Source organism: Arenibacter certesii DSM 19833, assembly GCF_000429545.1.
GTDB classification, from domain to species: Bacteria; Bacteroidota; Bacteroidia; order Flavobacteriales; family Flavobacteriaceae; genus Arenibacter; species Arenibacter certesii.
This window is the reverse complement of the sequence record NZ_AUCB01000011.1, coordinates 96230-120608: the sequence shown is the minus strand read 5'-3', so window position 1 is coordinate 120608 and position 24379 is coordinate 96230. Positions and strand designations below refer to the sequence as shown.

21 protein-coding genes are annotated in these 24379 nt (G+C 37.2%); 12 read left to right on the top strand and 9 right to left on the bottom strand.

The genetic code is table 11. The features are described from left to right. Positions 1-89: 89 nt before the first annotated feature. Positions 90-2990: an FAD-binding and (Fe-S)-binding domain-containing protein gene (locus tag G466_RS0107075; RefSeq protein WP_026813036.1), complete on the bottom strand. Its 2901-nt coding sequence runs from the start codon at positions 2988-2990 to the stop codon at positions 90-92. 104 nt (positions 2991-3094) lie between these two features. On the opposite strand from G466_RS0107075, the gene G466_RS0107070 reads away from it, so the two are divergent. Both G466_RS0107070 and G466_RS0107065 read left to right on the top strand, forming a co-directional pair. Beyond that, the gene (locus tag G466_RS0107070) at positions 3095-3604 is read left to right on the top strand and encodes a hypothetical protein (RefSeq protein WP_026813035.1); all 510 of its coding nucleotides are present in this window, start codon (positions 3095-3097) and stop codon (positions 3602-3604) included. A 108-nt stretch (positions 3605-3712) separates the two neighbouring features. Next, complete coding sequence (locus G466_RS0107065) at positions 3713-4843, top strand: TlpA disulfide reductase family protein (RefSeq protein WP_026813034.1); 1131 nt, start codon at positions 3713-3715, stop codon at positions 4841-4843. A gap of 56 nt (positions 4844-4899) precedes the next feature. Here the strand turns inward: G466_RS0107065 and G466_RS0107060 are convergent, their stop codons facing one another. Then, positions 4900-5550 carry a rhomboid family intramembrane serine protease gene (locus G466_RS0107060; RefSeq protein WP_026813033.1) on the bottom strand — a complete coding sequence of 217 codons (651 nt, stop codon included), beginning with the start codon at positions 5548-5550 and terminating at the stop codon, positions 4900-4902. Between the two features lie 58 nt (positions 5551-5608). Here G466_RS0107060 and G466_RS0107055 point away from each other — a divergent pair, with 58 nt between their 5' ends. Then, positions 5609-6496 carry a lysophospholipid acyltransferase family protein gene (locus tag G466_RS0107055; protein ID WP_026813032.1) on the top strand — a complete coding sequence of 296 codons (888 nt, stop codon included), beginning with the start codon at positions 5609-5611 and terminating at the stop codon, positions 6494-6496. Between the two features lie 151 nt (positions 6497-6647). Here the strand turns inward: G466_RS0107055 and G466_RS0107050 are convergent, their stop codons facing one another. Together G466_RS0107050 and glmM are read right to left on the bottom strand one after the other, a co-directional pair. Continuing rightward, a complete protein-coding gene (locus G466_RS0107050; RefSeq protein ID WP_034234939.1) occupies positions 6648-7436 on the bottom strand; it encodes an endonuclease/exonuclease/phosphatase family protein in 789 nt (262 codons plus the stop codon). A gap of 104 nt (positions 7437-7540) precedes the next feature. Beyond that, positions 7541-8929, bottom strand: a complete 1389-nt coding sequence (gene glmM, locus G466_RS0107045) for a phosphoglucosamine mutase (RefSeq protein ID WP_026813030.1) — start codon at positions 8927-8929, stop codon at positions 7541-7543. 96 nt (positions 8930-9025) lie between these two features. On the opposite strand from glmM, the gene G466_RS0107040 reads away from it, so the two are divergent. From G466_RS0107040 to G466_RS21580, 5 genes are all read left to right on the top strand, one after another. Beyond that, the gene (locus tag G466_RS0107040; protein ID WP_026813029.1) at positions 9026-9619 is read left to right on the top strand and encodes an acyl carrier protein phosphodiesterase; all 594 of its coding nucleotides are present in this window, start codon (positions 9026-9028) and stop codon (positions 9617-9619) included. 36 nt (positions 9620-9655) lie between these two features. Continuing rightward, positions 9656-11344, top strand: a complete 1689-nt coding sequence (gene ggt / locus G466_RS0107035; RefSeq protein ID WP_026813028.1) for a gamma-glutamyltransferase — start codon at positions 9656-9658, stop codon at positions 11342-11344. A gap of 12 nt (positions 11345-11356) precedes the next feature. Then, positions 11357-12076 carry a hypothetical protein gene (locus tag G466_RS0107030; protein ID WP_034234906.1) on the top strand — a complete coding sequence of 240 codons (720 nt, stop codon included), beginning with the start codon at positions 11357-11359 and terminating at the stop codon, positions 12074-12076. A 192-nt stretch (positions 12077-12268) separates the two neighbouring features. Continuing rightward, positions 12269-12682, top strand: a complete 414-nt coding sequence (locus G466_RS0107025; RefSeq protein WP_026813026.1) for a hypothetical protein — start codon at positions 12269-12271, stop codon at positions 12680-12682. A 380-nt stretch (positions 12683-13062) separates the two neighbouring features. Then, positions 13063-14364: a serine hydrolase domain-containing protein gene (locus G466_RS21580; protein ID WP_157373824.1), complete on the top strand. Its 1302-nt coding sequence runs from the start codon at positions 13063-13065 to the stop codon at positions 14362-14364. 120 nt (positions 14365-14484) lie between these two features. Here G466_RS21580 and G466_RS0107015 read toward each other — a convergent pair whose 3' ends face one another. Together G466_RS0107015 and G466_RS0107010 are read right to left on the bottom strand one after the other, a co-directional pair. Continuing rightward, complete coding sequence (locus tag G466_RS0107015) at positions 14485-15363, bottom strand: universal stress protein (RefSeq protein WP_026813025.1); 879 nt, start codon at positions 15361-15363, stop codon at positions 14485-14487. 3 nt (positions 15364-15366) lie between these two features. After that, positions 15367-17031: a BCCT family transporter gene (locus tag G466_RS0107010; RefSeq protein ID WP_026813024.1), complete on the bottom strand. Its 1665-nt coding sequence runs from the start codon at positions 17029-17031 to the stop codon at positions 15367-15369. A gap of 599 nt (positions 17032-17630) precedes the next feature. On the opposite strand from G466_RS0107010, the gene G466_RS0107005 reads away from it, so the two are divergent. The 3 genes from G466_RS0107005 (at position 17631) to G466_RS0106995 (ending at position 20386) form a co-directional block, all read left to right on the top strand. Beyond that, the gene (locus G466_RS0107005) at positions 17631-18758 is read left to right on the top strand and encodes a DmpA family aminopeptidase (RefSeq protein WP_026813023.1); all 1128 of its coding nucleotides are present in this window, start codon (positions 17631-17633) and stop codon (positions 18756-18758) included. A gap of 8 nt (positions 18759-18766) precedes the next feature. After that, positions 18767-19615, top strand: a complete 849-nt coding sequence (rlmF, locus tag G466_RS0107000; RefSeq protein WP_026813022.1) for a 23S rRNA (adenine(1618)-N(6))-methyltransferase RlmF — start codon at positions 18767-18769, stop codon at positions 19613-19615. Between the two features lie 249 nt (positions 19616-19864). After that, positions 19865-20386 (top strand): sigma-70 family RNA polymerase sigma factor, encoded by a 522-nt coding sequence (locus tag G466_RS0106995; RefSeq protein WP_026813021.1) that lies wholly within the window; start codon positions 19865-19867, stop codon positions 20384-20386. Positions 20387-20607: 221 nt separating this feature from the next. Here the strand turns inward: G466_RS0106995 and G466_RS0106990 are convergent, their stop codons facing one another. The 3 genes from G466_RS0106990 to G466_RS0106980 form a co-directional block, all read right to left on the bottom strand. Then, a complete protein-coding gene (locus G466_RS0106990) occupies positions 20608-21111 on the bottom strand; it encodes a nucleoside deaminase (protein ID WP_026813020.1) in 504 nt (167 codons plus the stop codon). 110 nt (positions 21112-21221) lie between these two features. Then, positions 21222-22388 (bottom strand): MFS transporter, encoded by a 1167-nt coding sequence (locus tag G466_RS0106985; protein ID WP_026813019.1) that lies wholly within the window; start codon positions 22386-22388, stop codon positions 21222-21224. A 424-nt stretch (positions 22389-22812) separates the two neighbouring features. Beyond that, a complete protein-coding gene (locus G466_RS0106980) occupies positions 22813-23352 on the bottom strand; it encodes a DUF4494 domain-containing protein (protein ID WP_026813018.1) in 540 nt (179 codons plus the stop codon). Positions 23353-23924: 572 nt separating this feature from the next. Here G466_RS0106980 and G466_RS0106970 point away from each other — a divergent pair. Next, the gene (locus tag G466_RS0106970) at positions 23925-24377 is read left to right on the top strand and encodes a response regulator (protein ID WP_026813017.1); all 453 of its coding nucleotides are present in this window, start codon (positions 23925-23927) and stop codon (positions 24375-24377) included. The last annotated feature ends 2 nt before the right edge of the window (positions 24378-24379 follow it).

Sequence of the window (24379 nt, the reverse complement as noted above, 5' to 3'; positions counted from 1 at the left end):
GATATAGACCTTATTGGTCTAAAAAAGTTAAATATTGACGTTGGATATGACCTTAAAAAAATCTATAGCTTAAAAGCCAAGACCCTAGTTTAAACAACTAGGGCCTGCTTTAGAATACTTATAGGATGTAATGCTTTTCTTTTGGTCCCATCATAAATTTGATGTCTACAACTGGTTCCATTAGCGGAAATAATCACGTCCTCTGTTGTTTTACGAACAGCAGGGAACAATTTTAACTCCCCTACCTGCATACTCACCTCATAATGTTCTTTTTCGTAGCCAAAAGATCCGGCCATCCCGCAACATCCGGAATTAATTATGGAAACACTGTAATTTGCAGGCAGATTAAGAATATCGAAAGTCACCTTCTGGTTAGAAATTGATTTCTGGTGACAGTGGTTATGTATCTTAACCGTTCTCTTTTCTTCTGTAAACGAATCTGATGTTAAAATTCCCTCCTTAATCTCTTTGGCCAAAAATTCTTCTATTAGATACGCATTTTTGGCAATAGCCTCCATAGTCCCACTCCCTATACCAAATCGTTTGTACTCATCCCTAAATGTAAGGATTGCAGATGGCTCCAAACCTAGAACAGGAAGTCCCTTTTCTGCAAACTCCAGCAACTTCGACACATTTTTAATAGCAAGGTCTTTAGCCTGTTTTAAAAATCCTTTGGAAATAAAGGTACGCCCACTCTCCGCATAAAAAAGTTGTACCTCATACCCTAATCTAGTCAACACCTCAATAGCATCCCTCCCCAATTCCACATCTAGAAACTGAGTAAACTCATCGATATAGAGTACTACTTTAGATTTAGTAATAGTACTTTTCTCTTTTGCCGTATTCAGCAATGCATCAAAATCTACCTTATAAACTTTTGGCAAACTCCTTTCGGGCGCTACTCCTACAGATTTTTTTATAAAACCACCTATCAATTTTGAATCATAGAGGGCATTCGTAATTCCTGCCATTTTGCTTCCCATCTTGTTTAAAGCGGTATTATAAGCAAAAAGTTTTGCACGTAGAGGGTATCCATTTTCTTCTTGATATTGATACAGGAATTCCGCTTTTAAGGTAGCTACATCAACATTACTAGGACACTCACTGGAACACGCCTTGCAACTTAGGCACAGGTCAAAGACTTCTTTAAGCTCCTTATTATCAAATTTATTGGATTTATCAGAAGTGGTCAGGAATTCCCGCAAAGCATTAGCACGGCCTCTAGTGGTATCTTTTTCGTTCTTGGTTGCATGATAACTTGGACACATAGCCCCAGACATGTGGTGGGTCTTCCTACAATCACCACTACCATTACATTTTTCGGCAGCCTTCAAGATCCCTTCGCTATCTGAGAAGTCCATTAAAGTTTTAATCTCTGGCTCTTCCCTATCTATTTCGTAGCGCAGCGACTCGTCCATGGGATAGGCGTCAACAATTTTACCGGGATTAAAAATGTTATGGGGATCAAAATAACTTTTTACTCGTTTTAGCAGTTCATAATTCTTGTCGCCTATCATTAGGGGTATAAATTCTGCCCTAACAATACCATCACCATGTTCACCACTAAAGGATCCCTTGTATTTCTTAGTAAGTTTTGCCACATCTGTAGTTATCGCTCTAAAGAGGGCTACATCGGTAGATTTTTTGAGGTTAAGGATAGGCCTAAGGTGAAGTTCACCGGCCCCTGCATGCGCATAGTAAACCGCATCCTGATCATATCCTTTCATTATTTGGGAAAACTCCCCTATAAAATCTTTAAGATCTTCTAAAGCCACGGCTGTATCTTCTATACAAGCCACAGCCTTTCGGTCTCCGACAATATTTCCTAACAATCCCAAGCCCGCCTTTCTTAATTCTACAGCCTTATTAATATCATCATTCCTAAGAATTGGATGGGCGTAACTTAAACCGGATAATTCAACGGTGGTCAACAGCTGTTTCAATTGAAGCTCCAAATCCTCCTCGGTATCCGATTTTACTTCCAACATTAACAAGGCCGCAGGATCTCCATCAACAAAAAAGCGATTTTCCAGTTGGGTTCGGTTATTTTTAGTACAGTCCAAGATTACCTTGTCCATCATCTCACAGGTATGAAGGTTATGGGCCATCACTGGTGCTACGTCACTTAAACAATCTTCCAATGTTTTGTAATGGGTAACGACCATGGCAGAAAGTTTAGGGGGCAGATCATCTAGTTGTAGTACAATTTCTGTGGTAAAAGCCAAAGTTCCTTCGCTTCCGCTTAGTAATTTACACAGATTCAATTCCTCTTCGCCCTCCCCAGAAACACTACTCTTAAGCAGTTCGTCCACTGCATAGCCCGTATTCCTTCTATGAATTTGGGGTTTTGGGAATTCTGTTAGAATCTCTTCCCTAATCTCCTTATTTATAAGCTCTTTATGGATGTTACGATAAATATCCCCTTCAAAGTTTTCTAGGGACATTTTTCCCAAAAAACCGTTTTGTGAAAGTGTCCCAAATTGGACCTTACTCCCATCAGAAATAAAAGTAGTCATAGAAACAACCTTATCACGGGTCACGCCATACTGTATAGAAGTAGTTCCAGAGGAATTATTTCCTACCATTCCACCAATCATACACCGGTTTGAGGTAGAGGTATTGGGGCCAAAGAAAAGACCGTAAGGCGCCAAATACTGATTTAATTCATCCCTGATCACCCCGGGCTGAACTGTAACTTGCTTCTTATCCGTATCCAAGGAACGTATTTCGGTAAAGTGTTTGGAAACATCTACTACTATACCATCACCCACACACTGCCCTGCCAATGAGGTTCCAGCTGTCCTAGGAATTAGTCCGATTTTGTTTTCTTTAGCGAACAATATTAATTTTTTAATATCGGTCTCGTTTTTAGGATAGGCAACGGCCATTGGTATTTTCCTATAAACAGAAGCATCGGTAGCATATAAGGTAGTTGTTAATTTATCTATAAACAACTCCCCTTCTAATTGATCTTTTATATAATTTAGCATGGTTTTTAAAGCTCAGTACAATTTTGGCCACTAAAATAAGTTATTATTGTTTGAGCGTGACAAGGAAACTTTCATTTTTAACTATACTCAAAATTAAGAACCCCATGAAAATCATTAAATTATTTGCTTTGGTACTGTGTTGCTCTTGGTACTCTGTTAGCGCTCAAGAAATATCTGATCACTCCATTGGTCTTCGCTTGGGAGACAGCGATGGTTTTGGTGCCGAGATTTCTTATCAAAAGTCCCTTTTTCAGTATAACAGACTGGAAGCCAATCTTGGCTGGCGAGATAGTAGGTATTTTAACGCCTTTAAAGTGTCGGGCCTTTACCAATGGGTGTTTCCTATAGACGGAAACTTCAACTGGTATTACGGTGCTGGAGGAGGTTTAGGAAGTGTAGATTTTGTTACTAGAACCGGCAATAATAAAGAACCCTACACTCCAGATGGAGGTCTCTTTGTCTTTGCTGCAGGGGATATTGGTGTGGAATACAACTTTGATATTCCCTTATTGCTATCCTTAGATTTTAGGCCAGAAATTGGACTAGTAGGTTATAAAAATTTCTCGAATAACTTCGATTTTGATATTGCCCTAGGAATACGCTACCAATTTTAAGGAAGCACCCTAATCAAATAAAAAGCCAGAAGCCCTTATGTACTGCTTTTGGCTTTTTTTATCAACCATATATAAGTACATTTGCACCACTTTAAAAACAATAAAACAATGAAGAAATTATTTTTATCCCTTTCCGTAATAGTCGGTCTGGTTGCTTGTAACAACAAACCGGAAGGCTATGTCTTAAACGGCTCTTTATCTGGAGACGTTGAGGACGGTACGCAAGTATTTATACGAAAGATCAACGAAAACAATCAGCCTTTTGATATTGATACTACTACCGTTCAAAATGGAAAGTTTAGTGTAGCCGGTACTGCAGAATCCCCAGATTTAATCTATGTGTTTGTAGACAATGTACAGGGATATACCCCGCTTGTTGCCGACAATGGGACTATTGAATTAACAGCTCATAAGGATAGCCTAAATTTTGCCAAGGTAAAAGGAACAGTTCAGAACGATATCTTCTTTAAATATTTGGATAACTCTAGATCGTTGTCTGACAAGGCAATGTCCATACAGCAAGACCTACAAGAAGCTAGCATGGCTGGAAATGAAGCCACTATAAAGTCGCTTCAGGACGAATTTGGGGAACTACAAGAAGAGTATAAGAATTTTGAATTACAGTTTATCAAGGATAATCCAAATGGACTTATCTCTGCTCTATTAATAGATAAAGCCTTAAACGGAAGAATTATAGAGAGTGCTGAAGCACAAGAAATGTATGATGCTCTAACTCCAGAAATTAAGGAGACAGTTCCAGGTAAACAAATTGCTACTAGCCTTACTGCGGCAAAAGCAAGAGAAGAAAAAGGGAAAAGCACCTCCATTGGTGCTGTTGCTCCCGATTTTTCCGGTCCAACTCCAGATGGTGGTGAAATCTCTTTAAAAGAAGCGATGGGTAAAGTTACTATAATAGATTTCTGGGCTGCTTGGTGTAAGCCATGTAGAGTAGAAAATCCTAATGTAGTAAGAGTATACAACAAATACCACGAGAAAGGATTAAATATTATAGGCGTTTCCTTAGACCGAAAAGAAGAAGATTGGAAAAAAGCGATTGCCGATGACAATTTAACTTGGAGCCATATCTCTAGTTTGGATTATTTTGATGACGCTATCGCTAAACTATACAACGTAGATGCTATCCCCGCAACTTTCATCCTAGATGAAAACGGAGTAATTATTGCAAAAAACTTACGTGGTCCTGCTTTGGAAGAGAAAATTTCTGAGCTACTTAATTAATATAAAATTTGCTTTATTGAGAGGTCTATTACTAGAAGTTTTAGACCTCTTTTTTTTTACAGCTTACCCATTTTACCCAGAATAAATAATATGATAATGGGAACTGCCAGCAATATCACCATCCATGTATCGGTAATAAAGAGGTCTGGCTTAAAAAGCAATGTCGTTACAAAACCACCTATTGCCCCACCAAAATGTGCGGTATGCCCAATATTCCCTAATCTGGTTTTCATTCCATAAATAGAGTAGAACAAATATAGAATTCCCAATACGTAGGCAGGCAACGGAATAGGAATAAACATTATCCCCAACCTCATACCAGGTTCCAATAATATGGCAGCATATAAAATACCGGTTACTGCACCACTGGCCCCTACGGCACTATAATAAGGTTCTTTTTTGTGAAAGAACAAGGCTAATAGACTACCTGCTATTAGGCTTATAAAGTAAATTATTAAGAATTTCCCTGGCCCAAACCAATTGATTACCACGGGAGCAAAGAAAAAGAGGGTAAACATATTAAAGAAAAGGTGCGAGAAATCTACGTGCAAGAATCCCGAAGTAACCATTCTGTCCTTTTGTCCTGCTTGTATAGCTCCCACTCCAAATTTGTAGCGTTCAAAAAAATGAGTGTCATTAAAACCTTTTAAAGAGGCAATTAAGTTGATTGCCATGATAGCTATGGTGGCAAAATGGATGTCATTCATATTTAAATGGATTATCTTTGACGCCAAATATAATTATATTTCGACTAATCCTCTTTGCATGCAGCTTGTTGTTTTTCTATTAGTATTTCCTTTCTTATGGATTATTTCCATACTTCCATATAGACTGTTTTACGCGTTTTCTGATTTTGTATTTTTTTTGGTCTACCATGTAGTAGGATATCGAAAAGAGGTGGTATTAAACAATTTAAAACTTGTTTTCCCCAATAAAGATAAGGAAGAACTGTTAGGGATTAGAAAATCCTTCTACCATCATATGTGCGATATGTTTTTAGAAATGGTAAAGACCATGGCCTTATCTAAAGAAAAAGTAAAACAACGGTACCATGTTACCAACATTGAACTGCTACAGAAGATTTCACGGAAGAAAAGTATCTTGGTAGTATGTTCTCATTATGCAAATTGGGAGTGGAATGTTAGCATCAACAATTATATAGATGCCAAAGGTTATGCCGTATATCAGAAAATAGGAAATCCTTATTTTGACCGACTAGTAAAACGGATAAGGGCAAAATGGAACACTACTCCTATTACTACCAATGAAACTCCAAAAACTGTTCTCTATAACGAGCGAAGAAATGTACGTTCTGTTTATGGGATGGTAAGCGACCAGTCTCCAATGGCACAACGGGCCCATTATTGGAGTGATTTTATGGGAATAAAAGTACCTGTTTATAATGGTGCCGAGGCTTTAGCCCGTAAATTAGATTTGGCAGTTGTTTTTTTAAAAGTTTCAAAGGTGAAACGCGGAAATTACGAAGCAGAATTTATCCCTATCACCTTATCGGGCGGGGAAACGAAAGAAAATGAGATAACTGAGCAATTCTTACGTCTTACCGAACAACAGATCAGGGATAAACCGGATTATTACCTGTGGACCCACAGAAGATGGAAACATCGGGACAAGGTTCCTGCCGAGTTTAAGTAGGCTGTTTTTATCAGTAATTTTTGTTAAAAACAGAGCGGTTTACTTATATTTAAAAAAACAGAATACCTCATACTGCCCCTGGCATGGAGTTACACTGGAGAGCACCCGACTGATAAATTAGTCCGTAACACCCCTCTTCAGAAATAAATAATTAAGGAGTAAATACCAAAGTAGCCATTACCACACAGTGATCTGTTGCATAGTTCTCACAAAGCACTTGATAATCTGTTACCTTCCATTTCTGGGGTACATTATATAGTATATGATCTATATTTATCCTTGGATTATCTGAAGGCCAAGTAGGTAAATAGGCATTTGGTGTTTCGGGTTTTGTAAATTCTGCTAACAATAATTTTATAGACTCGTCCTTAGGTTGTGCATTTAAATCACCGGCAAGAATAGTAGGATATGGAGAATCTTTCAGTTTTTCCACCAGAGCTTTCGCCTGCATCACTCTATCCGTATTATCTTCCAAATGGTCTAAATGCGTGGCTACAAACTGAATAATATTCCCTTTTTTTGTTCTTACTCTAGTAATCAATGCAGCTCGAGGTTCCGAAGTTGGTAAATGAGGTAAGGCAAAATTTTCGGTTTCAACAAAGGTGAATTTAGACAGCACACCTTCCCCATACTCTCCACCATCGTAGTACATTGCACGGCCAAAAAGAGAGGCCATTTTTGTTCTATGGCCCAATTCTGTGGGTAGATCATATTCCTTTGCACGCTTCGTTTTAAAATCTACCTCCTGTAATGCTACTAAATGTGGTTGATAACTATTGATTACCCCAGCAAGGGTATCCAAATTGAAATCGTTTTTAACTGTTGCCCCGTGAAGAATATTGAAACTCATTATTCTTAGTGTGTCCGTTTGGGCATTTACTTTAGGGATTGACGCTAATATGGCTCCAATATGTAACAACTTTATCCAAGTTAATTTCATTATGGTAATTTTAAAATTAAGGAAATGTATAGAAAATAAAAGGTCCCGGAAAGAACCAGGACCTTTAAAAATATAGTTTAATTGTATACGAACCAAATTATCCATTATAATCCGGCTACCGCTTTAATCTCTCCTATAATCCGATCAGCAAGTGTATCTGCATCAGCCTGACTTTTCGCTTCGGTATATATTCTGATAATTGGCTCAGTGTTAGATTTACGTAAATGCACCCAATTTTCGGGGAAGTCAATTTTAACCCCGTCAATAGTAGAGATTTCCTCATTCTTGTATTTTTCCGCCATAGCTGTTAAAATACCATCAACATCCAACCCTGGAGTCAATTCAATTTTCTTTTTACTCATAAAGTAACTTGGGTAACTAGCCCTAAGTTCACTTACGGTACCTCCTTTTTCTGCCATCAGCATTAAAAACAGCGCGGTTCCTACAAGGGAGTCGCGACCATAGTGACTCTCTGGATAGATAATACCACCATTACCTTCACCTCCAATTATGGCCTTATTCTTTTTCATTAAGGTTACTACATTCACCTCGCCTACTGCAGACGCTTCATAAGTACCGCCGTGTTTCTGGGTAATATCCCTTAGAGCACGACTAGACGATAAATTAGAGACGGTATTCCCCTTGGTTTTCCCTAGCACGTAATCTGCACAGGCAACCAAAGTATATTCTTCTCCAAACATTTCCCCTTCATTGGTTATAAAAGCTAACCGATCTACATCAGGATCCACAACAATTCCAAAATCTGCTTTTTCTTTTACCACTAATTCACAGATATCACCTAAATGTTCTTTAAGGGGTTCGGGGTTATGTGGAAAGTGTCCCGTTGGCTCACAGTAAAGCTCTACAACCTCTACTCCTAATTCTCTTAAGAGCTTGGGGATGGCAATTCCACCTGTAGAATTTACCCCGTCTACCACTACCTTAAATTTAGCAGCCCTAATTACATCTGCATCTACAAGGGAAAGATTTAAAACTTCATCGATATGGATATCTATATAAGAATCGTTTCGGGTAATTGTTCCCAAATCGTCTACTTCTGCAAAAACAAACGCCTCTTCCGCTGCAATTTCCAATATTTTGGCGCCTTGTTCAGCATCCAAAAATTCTCCTTTTTCATTTAGAAGTTTAAGGGCATTCCATTGCTTAGGATTATGGCTAGCGGTTAGAATAATTCCACCATCGGCATTTTCCAAGGGAACGGCTATTTCCACAGTTGGGGTGGTTGAAAGATCTAAATCTATTATATCTATACCAAGGCCTACCAAAGTAGAAACTACCAAATTCTGGATCATTTCACCTGATAGTCGGGCATCCCTTCCTATTACTACTTTTAATTTTTCTTTTTTGGAATAGTCTTTTAACCAAATTCCATAAGCAGCAGCAAATTTCACTGCATCTATAGGTGTTAAATTGTCTCCTGGTTTTCCTCCGATAGTGCCTCGGATTCCTGAAATGGATTTAATTAAAGTCATTTTTACAATTATAAGTTTATACAAATATAACGGGTTAGGTTTAATTACTATGGCCCTAAGTTGTAAATTAGTTCTTAATAACCTTCTTTTGTCAGTATGAATTTTTTGGCACATATATTCCTTTCCGGCAATGATGATGAAATAACTATAGGGAATTTTATAGCGGACAGTATTAGAGGTAATAATTACACGCACCTACCAGAAAAAGTACAGAAGGGAATTATACTGCACCGTGCCATTGATACATTTACGGACAAACACCCTACTTTTAGAAAGAGTACTAAACGACTTCACAATAACTATAGTCATTATAGTGGTGTTATCGTAGATATTTATTACGATCATTTTTTGGCTAAAAACTGGTTAAATTATTCTGATACTCCTCTTCCCATTTTTACCAAAAACTTTTACGCTCTTTTAGAAAGCAATTACGGATTACTTCCTCCAAGAATAAAAGGAATGATGCCGTATATGATAGAAGATAACTGGCTTTTGAATTACGCCAATTTAGACGGTATATCAGGGGTGTTGAGGGGTTTAAACCAGCGTACAGGAAACAAATCCAAAATGAATCTAGCCATAGGAGATTTAAAAGAACATTACACCGAATTTGAAAATGAGTTTACCATTTTTTTTGCCGAACTTATGGTCCATGCAAGAGCAAAATATATTGAATTAACAGACCAATAGAACTAAATATTACAAACATCTAACAACTGTAGATTTATGAAATTACATCAGTTTATTGTCGCGCTATTGCTTATCGCATTTGTTTCTTGTAAGAAAGCTGTTCCTGTCCCTACAGGTTTGGTAACAGAAAATGCTATGGTGGTCTCTGCACGTGAGGAAGCCTCCAAAATTGGATCAGATATCTTACAAAAAGGTGGTAACGCCTTTGATGCTATGGTAGCAACAGAATTAGCACTTGCCGTGGCCTTTCCCTTTGCGGGAAATGTTGGTGGTGGCGGATTTATGGTCTATAGGAAGGCCGATGGTGATTTTGGTGGTATAGACTATCGTGAAAAAGCCCCTATGACAGCCCATAAGGATATGTATTTGGATTCTTTGGGTAATGTTATTCCGGGCAAAAGCACTGTGGGTGCAACCGCTGTAGGAGTTCCAGGGACGGTAGCTGGCGTAATGGCGGTACATGAAAAATTTGGGACCATGCCCTTAAAAGAATTATTGGCCCCCGTAATCGCATTAGCAGAAAAAGGTGTGGTAGTTACCCAAAAGCAAGAAGACCGATTAGCCTCTTACAGAAGTCAGTTTATTGAGGTTAATGGAGATAGCACATTTTTTGCCCAACCCTATAAAAAAGGGGATACTATTAAATATAAGGCCTTGGCTAGGGTTATGAGAAAAATTGCCGAGGAAGGGAAAGACGGATTTTATAAGGGTGAAATAGCTGAGAAGTTAAGTGCTTTTATTCAAGACATGGGAGGATATGTTTCTATGGAAGACTTAGCGCTGTACGAGGCCAAATGGCGTGCTCCCCTTAAATTCTCCTATAAGGATTTAGATATCATTTCTATGAGTCCGCCTAGTAGTGGTGGTTTTACTATACAGCAGATCCTTAAAATGATGGAACCTCACGAGATTTCTAAATTTGGACATAATTCGGCCAAGACAATACAATTATTTACGGAAGCAGCTAGAAGAGCTTATGCCGACAGAAATTACTATTTGGGCGATCCGGATTATGTGGCAATACCGATGAACGAATTGTTAAGTGATAGTTATATACAAAGTAGAATGGCCGACTTTAGCTTTGACAAGGCCACAAAATCTACAGCCGTATCCCATGGCGATGTAACTATTGTAGAAAGTGATGAGACTACACACTACTCTATCGTAGATAGTTTTGGAAATGCCGTGTCCGCTACCACTACTATAAATGGTGGTTATGGTTCCAAACTATTTTCAGAGGAATTAGGTTTTTTCTTAAACAACGAAATGGATGACTTTAGCGCTAAACCAGGCGTCCCCAATATGTTTGGATTGATTGGCGCAGAGGCCAATAGCATTATGCCCGGAAAAAGAATGCTGAGCAGTATGACCCCTACTATTGTAGAGAAAAACGGAAAATTATGGATGGTAGTGGGTACCCCAGGTGGATCTACTATAATTACAGCAGTGGCACAAACTATTTTGAATGGATACGAATTTAATATGAGTATGCAAGAGGCAGTTAATGCGCCAAGATTTCACCATCAATGGATGCCAGACAATGTAGTTTTTGAGCCTAATGGTTTCTCTCCGGATCTAATGATTGAGTTAAAAGAAAAAGGATATGTCATAAACGAGGAACGAACTCCGATAATAGGAAAAGTAGATGCTATTATGGTATTACCCGATGGTAGGTTGGAAGGAGGAGCGGACCACCGGGGAGATGATACTGCCGTTGGCTTTTAAGGAGCGTTACATATGATAAAGAAAATTGGGAAATTTTTACTTGTCGCTTTCATACTGCTATTAGTAGTAGCAGGAACTCTTTTTGCCTTGTTGCATGAGTCGCGCCCCCAAAATTCTCCTAGCATAGAAGCAGATGCACTAGCCAGTAAAATGCTCACTGCCCTTAACTATGAGGCCTATAAAAACACCCGTTTCTTGGAATGGTCCTTTACTAATAACAAACATCATTATTTATGGGATAAACAGGAAAATCTAGTAGAAGTAAATTGGGATGCCTATACTGTAATTCTAAATTTAAAGGTTAGCAATCTAGGCGAAGCGTTAAAAAATGGAGAAGCAATAGTTGGTGAGGAAAAGAAGAAAATAATGGAAAAGGCCCGAACTTATTTTAACAATGATTCTTTTTGGTTAGTAGCCCCTTATAAAGTATTCGATAAGGGTACCCAGCGGAGTTTGGTGCCATTTGATAATGAAACTTATGGCCTTCTGGTTACCTATACCACCGGAGGAGATACTCCAGGAGATTCATATTTATGGGTTTTAGATGAAGAGGGAATTCCACAAAGCTTTAAGATGTGGGTGAAAATTATTCCCATTGGCGGTTTAGAAGCCACATGGGAAGGATGGCAAGTAATGGATAGTGGGGCGTTACTTCCTGCTAGCCACCAATTGGGGCCATTTAACTTTAGTATGGGAGAAGTTAAGGGATTTAATTCTGTGATAGAAAATTAACGTCAAACCGGCTTTGATAATGGAGATGTTTTAAAAATGGTATTCGTAGTAAGGCTAAATAAAAATTACTTAAGATTTATATTCATTGAAAACTTTACGTAAAGCGGATCCTACATATTAATAGTAGATATGAGAAAGATATTTTCTGTATTGGTTTAAAGATTTTAGCAGTAATAATTAGCTGAGTATAAAATGAACGAAAAAGTATGGAAAATAACAGTAAAAAGCCTAGTATTACTCCCTATTGGATTATCCCTATGGGTTTTAATTAATGGTTTTGACTTGGAGTACTGGGTGATTCCGGTAATTGCTGGATTAGTAATATCGTTCGGAATTGTATTTTGGAATATTTTTGATTACGAAAAGTTTGAGGATATAGATATGTCCGATTTTCTGGAGTCTACCCATAGAGTAACTTTTAAGTATAATAGTAAAAACTGGAATAACATTCTTCAAATGATCCAAACTCCATTCGTAAAATTAGAAATACTAGAGAAAATAGGGAATATTATAAAGACACAGGTCCACCAAAAATTCATAGATTCTATTCTAACTATAGAAAAATCTGAAAATGAAATTATAGTAGATATTGAAAAAAAGCAATGAAATTTATGCCAGATAAAGCCGAAAATTATAAGATTCTGAAGAAGATTGAAAAGGGTATTTTGGGGTAGTGGTATATTAAAAAATTTAAAAGAGCTAAATGAATATTTCAACCAAATAAAAATGTGAAAAGAGCGATTGTTTAAGGTGAATCTACACAGACAAAAATAGCAACCAATTAAAATAGGTCTTCAACTTATATTATAATACATTATAAATCTGCCATGTACCATCTAAAACTTAGGACTTCTCCTTTAATAAGAAACAAATAACGATTGAAATATAAGAAACTATGCTCTTCATCCGTTAATAAAGTATATTACCCGAAATTTAACCCATTATTTTCATCAACTTACAAAATAATTAGTATGCTTCAAAACAAAATGATAGTAAGAACATCTTTATTAATCCTTACGATTTTTGTTTTTACCTATATTGGCTTTTCACTAGTTTCACCACAAAACGATTCCGTATCCGAAAAGTCGGACTTTTCAGCGAACATAGAGGAACCATTAGTTGACCCCCTTGAAGTGCAACTGTATAAATTGCAACAACGCGACTTAAAAATTGCTGTTCAGGCCTATTTTGATAAGGCAATTGCAGCAGGAGATATTGTAGGTGCAGGAGTAAGTATTGTAAAAGGAGATTCTATTATAATTTCGGATGGATATGGCAGGCGAGATATCAATCAAAATAGCAGTGTAGATCGTGAAACTGTATTTCGGCTAGGATCCTTATCCAAGGGGTTTGCCGGAGTATTGGCCGCTAATTTAAAGAGTGAGGGCAAATTACATTGGGAGGATAGGATAAGTGATTTTATTCCTGCATTTCGCTTAGGAGACAAAACTAATACAGATAATATTACACTTGCCAATATACTTTCGCACACATCTGGTACACCTTATCATAGTTACACCAATCTTGTGGAGGCCGGATTACCCTTAACAACCATTGCGGCACGCTTTAAAGATGTGGTCCCAATTAGTAAACCAGGATTGATGTATAGCTATCAAAATGCCATGTTTGCACTCTGTGAAGAGTTGGTACTACAGGCCACCGGGCAAAATATTACCACCTCTTTGACCAATCGATTTTTTAAACCTTTGGGCATGAAAAATGTAACTATGGATTACGAAGCTTTGTCACATGAGCAGAATGTAGCCATGCCACATTCACCCATTAAAAATGGATGGAGAACTTTAGCCCTCAATTCTAATTATTATAATGCCATTGCCGCAGGCGGCATCAATGCCAGTGCATTGGATATGGGTAAATGGATGCGTTTTTTATTGGGACACCATCCAGAATTAATGGAGAAATCTGCCTTGTTAGAAACCTTTAATCCGTTTGTAGAAATAAAAGGGAGTAGCAAATATTACCAACGTTGGCCCGGGCATTTAAAATCATATTATGGATTTGGATGGCGAATCCACACCTTTTTGGAGGACGATAGCGAAGTTCCAAAAACCGTTTGGCATCACGGTGGTAGTGTTAATAGTTATAGAAATGAGATTGCAGTATACCCAGAATCCGATCTAGGGATTTGTGTATTGTTGAACAGTAATTCTAAATTGGCAAGAACAGTAATTCCAGACTTGCGCCAGATTGTAAAAGATGTGTACAACACTCCATCACCCATATCGCTTCAAAACCCTCTAGAGAAACCTGATAGACCTACGGGGTAGTCCGTCTATACAGGTCTAAGAATACAGGTTTATCATACAAACAAAATCACTAGACTTATAATTTAAACATTATTGAGTACAAAAAAAAAGGCTTTACCTGTTGGAAAAGCCCTAGCTTTATTACTTAACGACCAACAAGGGCATTGTTCGGTTCATTAATAATAGGTCGTTTGTAATACTTCCTATAAAAAGGGACGTGATATTGTTTCCTCCCCTGGCAGACATTAAAATAATGTCGAAATTCCCTTTCTCTGCTTCTCGTTCAATTATCTCTACTACCGAGTGCTCTTCGCGATCTATATGTATAAAATCGATGTCTCGCGGCAGTCGGTGCTTTTTACGATACTGATCAAATCTAGCGTGTAGATGCGCACTCGTTTTATCCTTTGCTTTTTGGGTGTCAATGTAGGGGAAATAGAATGAAGGGATATTGTACACATGCAAGGCTTGTATTTCCTTATTATCATCACTACCTAAACTTTTTGCTGCTGAAAATGCCTTTGCGGAATTAGAACTAAAATCTACGGGAACCAACATTTTTTGTAAACTATGCCTTGCATCCTCTGGCACCAATAGCAAATGTCTATTTAACATACGTACCAATTTTTGCGGTATTGCACCCGTTCCTTGCAACTCGTCCTTATTCCCCATCACCACAACATCTATATCGTATTCCTTCGCTAAATCGGCAATTATACTTTCTGTATAATTATCGGAAGTAATTACAACAGTATGTGGCGCATTTCCATTGTAGTTTTCTTTAATGGAACGCTCTAGTTCTCGCTCTACGATATCTTCCACTGTAATATCGTCCTTCAAAAAATCCTCGTATAGATTATAAAGCTTGGACTGTTTTATATTATGAGTAAAATAAAGGTGTTTCACCTTCCAAACATTGCTTAAATAACTAACATATTTCAGCAGAATAGGATCCATTCTTGTAAGGTCCAGCGCTACAATAAGATTTAATTCGTTATCCAAACTTTTATTCTTTGTCATTTCCTATTTATTATCTGTTAGTGTAGATTCTACGTTAATTTCTTTTTCGTTTTGGCTTCTAGCTTCCCTTTCCCTGTCTACTAGTTGAAGGATATTTTTTCTATAGGATTCCCTTTCCAGTAGTTTCTGTTCTCGTTCTGCTTGTTCATAATCTTCCTTCATTCCCGAATGGAGGGAGAAGCACATCATCACAAGCAGTATGGCAAAGGGAAGTCCAGAAATGGTGACTGCAGTCTGCAGTGCATTTAATCCACCTCCATACATAAGTACACCTGCTATAGTGCCCGTAGCAACTGCCCATATAACTCGCTGAAAAGGAGGCGTCTTCAGCTTACCTCCAGAAGTAATACTATCTACTACCAAGGCTCCTGAATCTGCAGATGTGATTATAAAACTACTTATAAGCACAACACCCAATACTTTAAGCAACATTGCTAATGGAAATTTATCGAAAAACACATAAAGGGCGGTAGAGATATTGTCATTAACCGCAGCGATCATAGCGGTATCCCCTAACAGAATATCGCGCATTGTAATTCCACCAAAGGCACTGAACCAAAGAAATGTAACCAATGCCGGAAGGATCAACACACAGAGCATAAATTCCTTTACGGTTCTACCTCTAGATATTCGGGCAATAAAGGTACCTACAAATGGAGACCAAGAAATCCACCATCCCCAATACATGATAGTCCTAGTTTTCTGCCAATCTGTTCCCCTGAGCGCTTCTGTCCATGTGGCCATATCCACAAAGTTGGTGAGGTAAACCCCAATATTTTGGATATAGGATTTAAATATAAAGGTGGTTGGCCCAAGAATAAGAACCAAAAGAAAAATTGCCGAAGCGACTCTTACATTTAGCTTACTTAGCATTTGAACCCCTTTATTTACACCACTAAATGCAGAGAGCGTGGCAGCAAGGGTAACTGCAAGAATTATAATTATTTGATAAAACAGGGAGCTTGGAATACCAAAAACATGAGTCAGTCCAGAATTGATCTGCCCTACTCCAAAGCCTATTGTTGTAGCCAGTCCAAATAAGGTTGTAATTACCGCCATAATATCGATCACGTCTCCCATCCATCCATGAATCCTGTTTCCTAAAAGTGGATAGAAAGCGGATCGTAGCGTAAGGGGCATTTTTCTATTATATGTAAAGTAAGCTAAGGAGAGGCCCACAACAGAATAAATAGCCCAACCGTGTATTCCATGGTGAAGAAATGAAAAACTAATAGCTTCTTGTGCAATAAGTGCCGGTTCTTCTCCCGCTAAACGTGGGGGATTTAAAAAATCACGCACTGGATCAGCAATACTGAAAAGCACTAATCCATTTCCTATTCCAGCACTGAACAACATGGAAAACCAAGCCCAAAGGCTAAATTCGGGTTTGGAGTTTTTTCCGCCAATTCGGACTTTTCCGAATTTCCCAAAAGCCATATATAGACAAAATATAATGAACAGGTTAACCGCTAAGGTATAGATCCAACCTCCGTGGGCGGACACATAAGTTTGTGCAATTCCAAAATAATGATCGGCCTCTTTCTCAAATATTAAAGTGAAGAGGATACTTCCTATAAGAATTAAGGTGGCACTTAAGAAAACTGTTTTATTGACTACCAATCCTAAAAACTTGGAAGATTTTTCTTTTCTAGTAACTTTTACTGGCATATTTCTTTATTGGATTACTAATTTTAAATTTATCCTTCCTCATAACCTGAAGAAAGAATTAAGAAAATTTGAATTATAGACTTGAGCTTGCGTGATTTGGTGAATCATAAGAAGGAAACAATTTAATATGATGCTTATCCAAAAAAGGCATCGTGAAAATTAAATACAACAAATGGGTTACCTCAGGTTGCCTGAAGAGAATGCGTTTCATAAATATTTGTTTTGCGATTTGGTAAATTCTGCGATCGGCCATTATAATAAAAATAGGACTATTTTACAACTATTTCCTAGAATAGTTAAATCACATTTAAGGCATAATTCTCAGTTTTCTTTTTATAAGATTACGTTTTATATAATTTTTCCTATCTACAACCATGTAGTACCATTAGAATAATTTCAATATCTATTTATAGCCTACCTGAAAAACATATAAATCATTAGAGTGGTAGCTTATCTCTAATGTATATTTAGGAAAAGCTGATAATTAAATTTTAAATTATGGAACACTTATATTTGGTGTATCCTAGAACTAATAAACAATTCTGTCAATTATAAATTTAACTTGTCTGAAAACCACCAACGGCACTAAAAGTTACCCTATGAAACCAACTAGATTATTTGTATTGGTAGTTTTACTAATTTCCCTTCAAACACATTCCCAACGCAAAAGAGCAAGGGACTACGGAATTGAGATTGGAGTCTTAAAAACCGGTAAAAACAATGCCATTACAGATGTTTTAGGAGTTAGCGTTGGACATACTACCCTAATTTTAGGAGATAATGTAAGAACGGGGGTAACTGCCATACTCCCCCACTCTGGCAACATTTTTCAAGACAAAGTGCCAGCTGCCATTTATATCGGTAACGGTTTTGGTAAATTAGCAGGTTATAGTCAAGTAAAAGAATTAGGGAATATAGAAACTCCCATTATCTTAACCAATACGTTAAGTGTTCCCATAGCTTCTGATGCCTTAATCACCTATACTTTAGATCGCAACGAAAATGTGCATTCCGTAAATTCCATAGTTGGGGAAACCAACGATAGTCGGTTAAATGATATAAGGGGAAGGCACATTAAACTAGAACATGTATTGAGTGCTATTGAAAATGCCAAGGCTGGGGAGGTAATGGAAGGCAATGTGGGTGCAGGAACTGGTACCGTGTGTTTTCAGTTCAAAGGAGGTATTGGTACATCTTCTCGTGTAATTCCACCATCACAAGGAGGATACACTGTGGGGGTTTTAGTTCAATCCAACTTTGGAGGAGTACTAGAAATCAATGGCGTTCCTATTGCCAAAGAGTTGAATTCCATCCCTAAACAGTACAATTACGATACGGATGGCTCTTGCATGATAGTAGTCTTCACTGATGCACCATTAGACTCCAGAAATTTAGAGCGACTTGCTAAAAGAGCTATGCTAGGATTAGGAAAAACTGGGGGAATTGCCTCTAATGGTAGTGGTGATTATATAATAGCGGTATCAACGGCAAAAGATAATTTAATCCCCTATTCCAGTGAATCTTTAATTAATGAGGCTAAACTACTAAGAAATGAGGCTATGACACCCTTATTTTTAGCAACTATAGAAGCAACCGAGGAGGCTATTATAAATTCCTTGTTTGCTGCAGAAACCATGATTGGAAGAAATGGAAATACAGTAGCGTCGCTTCCCATTGATAGGGTTATGAAAATCATGACCGACTATGGAAAAATCAGTAAACAATAAACTGCCTTATGCACCCAAAAAATCCTTTCATAAAAGAGTATGATTTTGATAGGTTAACTTCTATTCATCCTACCCTAAATGACTTTGTTTTTGTAAATGATTATGGGAGTAAAACTATAAAATTTGGTGATAGAGATGCGGTAAAAGCATTGAACACAGCTTTATTAAAGTCGCATTACGGCCTCACCTATTGGGATATTCCAGAAAATAATCTTTGCCCTCCTATCCCTGGTCGGCTGGACTATCTACTGTATATTTCCGATTTAATTCCAAAAACTAATATTCGGTTATTGGACATTGGTACTGGAGCCAATTTGATATACCCTATTTTGGGCTGTCGTCATTTTAATTGGGAGTGTACTGGAACCGAAGTGGATCTGACATCCCTTAATAACGCTCAAATTCTTATTGAAAAGAATCGTGTTTTAAAAGAAATAGATTTGCGCCATCAACGGTTTAAAAATAATATTTTAGAGCACGTTGTATTGCCCGATGATGTTTTTGATGTGGTGGTATGCAATCCGCCATTTTTTAGGAATAAGTCCGAAGCACTTCGCAGCAATAAGCGCAAGGTCCAAAATCTTAGGTTATTAGAAAAAGATTCACAAAATTTTGGCGGACTCTCTAACGAACTGTGGTACAAGGGTGGGGAAACAGCCTTTATAAAAAAAATGGCAATGGAAAGTGTGCAATTCAAAGACCAAATACACTGGTTTACTTCCTTAGTATCTCAAAATGAAAATGTGAAAGACATAAAACGAGCTATAAACAAAACCCTTCCTACCTCTGTAAAGGTGATTAATATGCAACTAGGCAATAAAAAAAGTCGGTTTATTGCATGGACTTTCCAAGGTTAATCTTTTCCTGATTAAAAAAATAGTAAATAATTTGTATCTTTTTATAAGTTTATCGGTCTACTTATATAGAACTTAAACAATTTAGATATGAATAATTGTAAATGTACCGATTGCGACTGCAAACAATGTAATTGTGGAAACTGCCTAGAAAATAAATGTCCCTGTGACAAGTGCGAATGTAGCAAATGTGATTGTTGTTAAAAAAAAAGGGTTGGATTTAGATCCGACCTTTAACATTAAAAATAGGAAATGGAAACTTCTACCATATGGAATAAATATAATGGTCAGATGTACTTTTTTATACTTAAAAAAGTAAATGATCGGGATACTACCAATGATATAATGCAAAATTCTTTTTTAAAAATTCATCAAAATATACATCAGTTAAAAAACCGGGAAAAAGCAAAGGCTTGGGCATTTCAAATTGTCCGTAATGAAATCCATGATTATTTTAATAAGTCGAGTAAAATAGTCCAAGACCTTAATCACGCTCCCATTGTCCAAACAGAAAGTTATTTGGATTTATGTTGTTTTGATCGCTTTTTGGCCAATTTACCCGAGGAATATAAATCGGTAATTACCATGGTTTATATAAAAGGAATGAAGCAGAAGGACGTAGCCTCCGAAATAGGAATTAGTCTAGCCAATGTGAAAGCTCGGATAAGACGGGCTAAGCGCCTTCTCATTGAGAAATTTAATGAATGTTGTAAATATGAATTGAACCTTGAAGGTAAGTTGGTGGGAGAGTCTAATTGTAGTCTCTGCAATTAATTGTATTAGGTGTATTTGCCTTAAATTATACTTATTTCAATTGGCACCCCTAAAATTAAACCCTTACGCTTGAAGGTGTATCCGATATGGTATTATAAAAATAATCCATCAAGTGTATATTGATGGGGCTTATTTTTATATTTATCTATTGAAGGAATCTCCTGCCCCCTATTCTATCATTCATCTAGGAAAGCTCTATTCTCCATTGTTCCAATTTTCACTTAAGAATACAGTTCATAATACTTCTTATGCAAGGCTTTGATGCCCTCTAGCAATTCCCCACTTGCCGGACCTTTTACCTGAATATTAGGCACAATATCTTGAATGGGATAAAAATTAATGGGTGCTGTAGGAACTTCCATTTCCAAGAGCCATTCTTTTAATTGTTTTGCAGAGCTTAGATATACAATTCCCCCTAAACCTACCCATCCATGGGCCGCAGCACACATAGGGCAATGTTCACCACTGGTGTACATCACTATTTGTTTCCGTTCTTCGGGAGAGACATGTTTTGCTGCCCAATGTGCTAATTCGATCTCTGGATGTGCCAAATCATTTAATTCGTTCACCCTATTCCGTGCCGATGCAATTACCTCGTTTTTGTTATTAACAAGAATAGATCCAAAAGGTTTATCTCCTGCATCTACTGCTTCTTTCGCTAAAGCAAGACAATGAGCCAGATGTTTTAAATCATTTTCTGAAAGTGATTCTTTAGTATTATTCATGTATAAAATTATTTTGTGTTACTATTTAAGGAAGAAAAGCTCTATTTGCATTCCCGAAGCTAATCTTGGGCCAAATGTTATCCTTTAATAATTCATTTATTTCTTATCCCCTAGATGGTTGCTTTACGTCTAGAAAAAAGGTGTACTACAAGGATACCTATGGACAAAACACCTCCCAGTACAGAAACTCCTAGCCAACCATAATTTTCCCAGGAAATTGCTCCTAAGGTAGTTCCTAAAGCGCCTCCGATAAAAAAAGCGACCATATAAACTGTGTTTACGCGGTTCCGGGCCTCAGGATTTTTTGAAAATATAATATGTTGATTAATAATATGCAAAGATTGTAATCCTAGGTCTATCAATATCACCCCAATAATTAATCCTATCAGGGAATAGGTAGAGAACAGAAAGATCATCCAAGACAGAACAAGCAGAATACTAGAAAACAGAATAATTTTGTTGTTACTTACCTTACTGCTCATTTTCCCTACCACTGTCGCTGCCAAGGCACCTACAATCCCTAATAACCCAAAGATTCCTGTAATTCCACTTCCATATCCAAAAGAATCTTCCATTAAGAAAACCAACGTAGTCCAGAAGGCACTTAAACCCGCAAAGGCCAATGCTCCTCTAATTGCAGCTAAACGCAACGAGCGTTCCGTTTTAAAATAATACCAAAGTGACCTCATCAGCTCCCAATAGGATCCATTATATTTAGGGGTAATTTTCGGCAATTTAAATTGGAGAAGTATAAAAAGGAGCAACATCATTACTGCGGCCACATAGTACATCACCCTCCATCCAAATTGCTCTCCTAACAGGCCACTGATAACCCTACTACCTAAAATCCCAATCAACAATCCGCTCATAACGATTCCTATAGCTCTTCCTCTTCCTTCATCATCACTAAGTTGTGCCGCCATGGGTACAAATAGTTGAGGTAACGATGAACTTAAACCTATAAAAAAACTACTAGTAATTAACAGCATTAGGGAACTGGACATTGCGCATGCCAAGAGCGATATAATCATCAAAATAAAATTATACTGTACAATTTTCTTATTAGACATCATATCGCCCAAAGGGTTAATAAAAAGTAATCCACCTGCATAGCCCAATTGTGTTGCGAGCGCCACGTTACTCACCGCAGATTCCGTGACTCCAAAAGATTCTGAAATCAAATGCAATAGCGGCTGATTATAGTAGAGATTCGCTACTATAAGTCCGGCCGAAATACTCATTAGATATAAAGTAGCGTTGGAAAGCTGTTTCTTCATTATAGGAGATTATTTTTATTCTTTTGCGTTAGGGATAGCAGCGGAAATCCCCCAAGCCATAGGTTGGGGGATTGAAACGGATAGCCCGCCCGAACGCCCTAAATATAAGAGCTAAATTAGTCAAGATATAATTTTATAACTATAATTAAAACGTGTCGTATTCTATAGTTTAGAAAATAAAGATAGCGAAACGCGATCCCTTGAGTACTGGCAACCATGGAATGATGATAAATCTATTAAAGAAAAATTCCAAACACGGATTGATGCAGCGTATGAACTATCTTAAAAGCCTATTATTTATTAAACTTCTCCGTTCAGAAATCTTTAGGATTTTGAACAAAGAATACCTATTGAAGGTTAAGCCTATCTAAAATACAGAAGAAATTTAGGCCTCCTTTTTTATTATCAGAGGCCTTTACATTGATTACTTACTTTCACTCTCTTCCATCTCTTCTAGAACGTCTTCCGATTCAGATTCAGATTCGGGTTCGGTTTTTGCAATGGCATTAAATTTTTCCAACTGCTCCTCTTCACCTGTAAAGTACGGAAATACATCCAATATAGGTGATTCGGTGATTGCAGGAATAGAATACTCGCCCATGGTACCCTTCATCGCAGTTATCGTATTATCATACGCCTCTTTTACGTCATTGGCTTGTACCAGCATATATAAATTCGTCTTTCTTTCTTTCCCACTCTCTTCATCATAGGCGATTAAAGAAACTTTAGATTTAAACCATCGATCGGAATTTTCATAAGGATGGACTTCCGAAAAATTTGCTACCTTAATATTCGTAATTAGAAACTCCTCACTTGTATAGGCTGCCATTTCTTCGTTAATCCTAGTTTCTGCCTCCGTATAGGATATAGCATCTAAGAGATAGGTTTCCGTAGTTACTTTTTGTTCTCCTGTTTCGTGTGTTTTTCTGTATTTTACTTTGCACTCGTACCAAGTTACGCTCATAATTATTTTTTTAGGATGCCAAATATATATTTAATAAAAAGGATAGCGGATAAATCTGGGAATAGATATCCACAATATAGAACCCAGTTTAAATTACGTCTGCACAACAAACAGCAAAAGCAAGTTCAATTTCAGTATTTTGACACTGAAAAGGTCGATTTTTACTTTGGTCCTTTCCTATAATCTGATTAAGTTCATTATTAATTTACCCTTTACAGTATTTGCATAATGTAGCTTAGTATTATAAGTGCCTGGATGAATTGAAATTTTAGGATGATTAAGGTGTTTATAAGTAGACATGGTAAGCCCATGAAAATTAAAAGTCGATTACTGAAAACAATTGGACGCCCGCAAAAAAAGAACAGACAGATAGGCCTTATAGCATTCGTTTTTCATTAATCTGTAGCATTGTGAGGCCATAAATTAAATTACATGGACGTAAAATGTTGATAACAAAAAAATAAATAGACATCCTCACCAAACACCGGTTTTAATAATATTTTCGCTACATTTAAAACCAAGGAAAAATAACTCATAATTATTTCTTATAGTTCTTTAAATTTGAAATTAGAATGAATAATGCCCATATACAAATAATGCTCGCAGATGATGATGAGGACGACTGCATGTTTTTCAAAGATGCTTTGGATGAACTTACTTTACCCGTATCGTTAAAGACAATGAATAATGGCGTGGAATTAATGAATTATCTTCAGCATAATTTTACCAATCTTCCACATATTCTTTTTTTGGACTTAAATATGCCTTGTAAAACAGGTTTTGAATGTTTAACCGAAATAAAGCAGAGCGAGGAATTAAAAAATTTGCCCGTGGTAATCTATTCTACCTCTAACAATCCCCAAGTAATTGATACGCTATATGGCAAAGGTGCTCACCATTATATTCGGAAACCTGCGGCTTTTTCGGATTTAAAAACGGTAATTAAAAAGGCTATCTCTCTTCTTACCGCTAACATTGGCCTACAACCTAAAAAGGAAATCTTTCTTATTGAACCTGAAAATTAGAT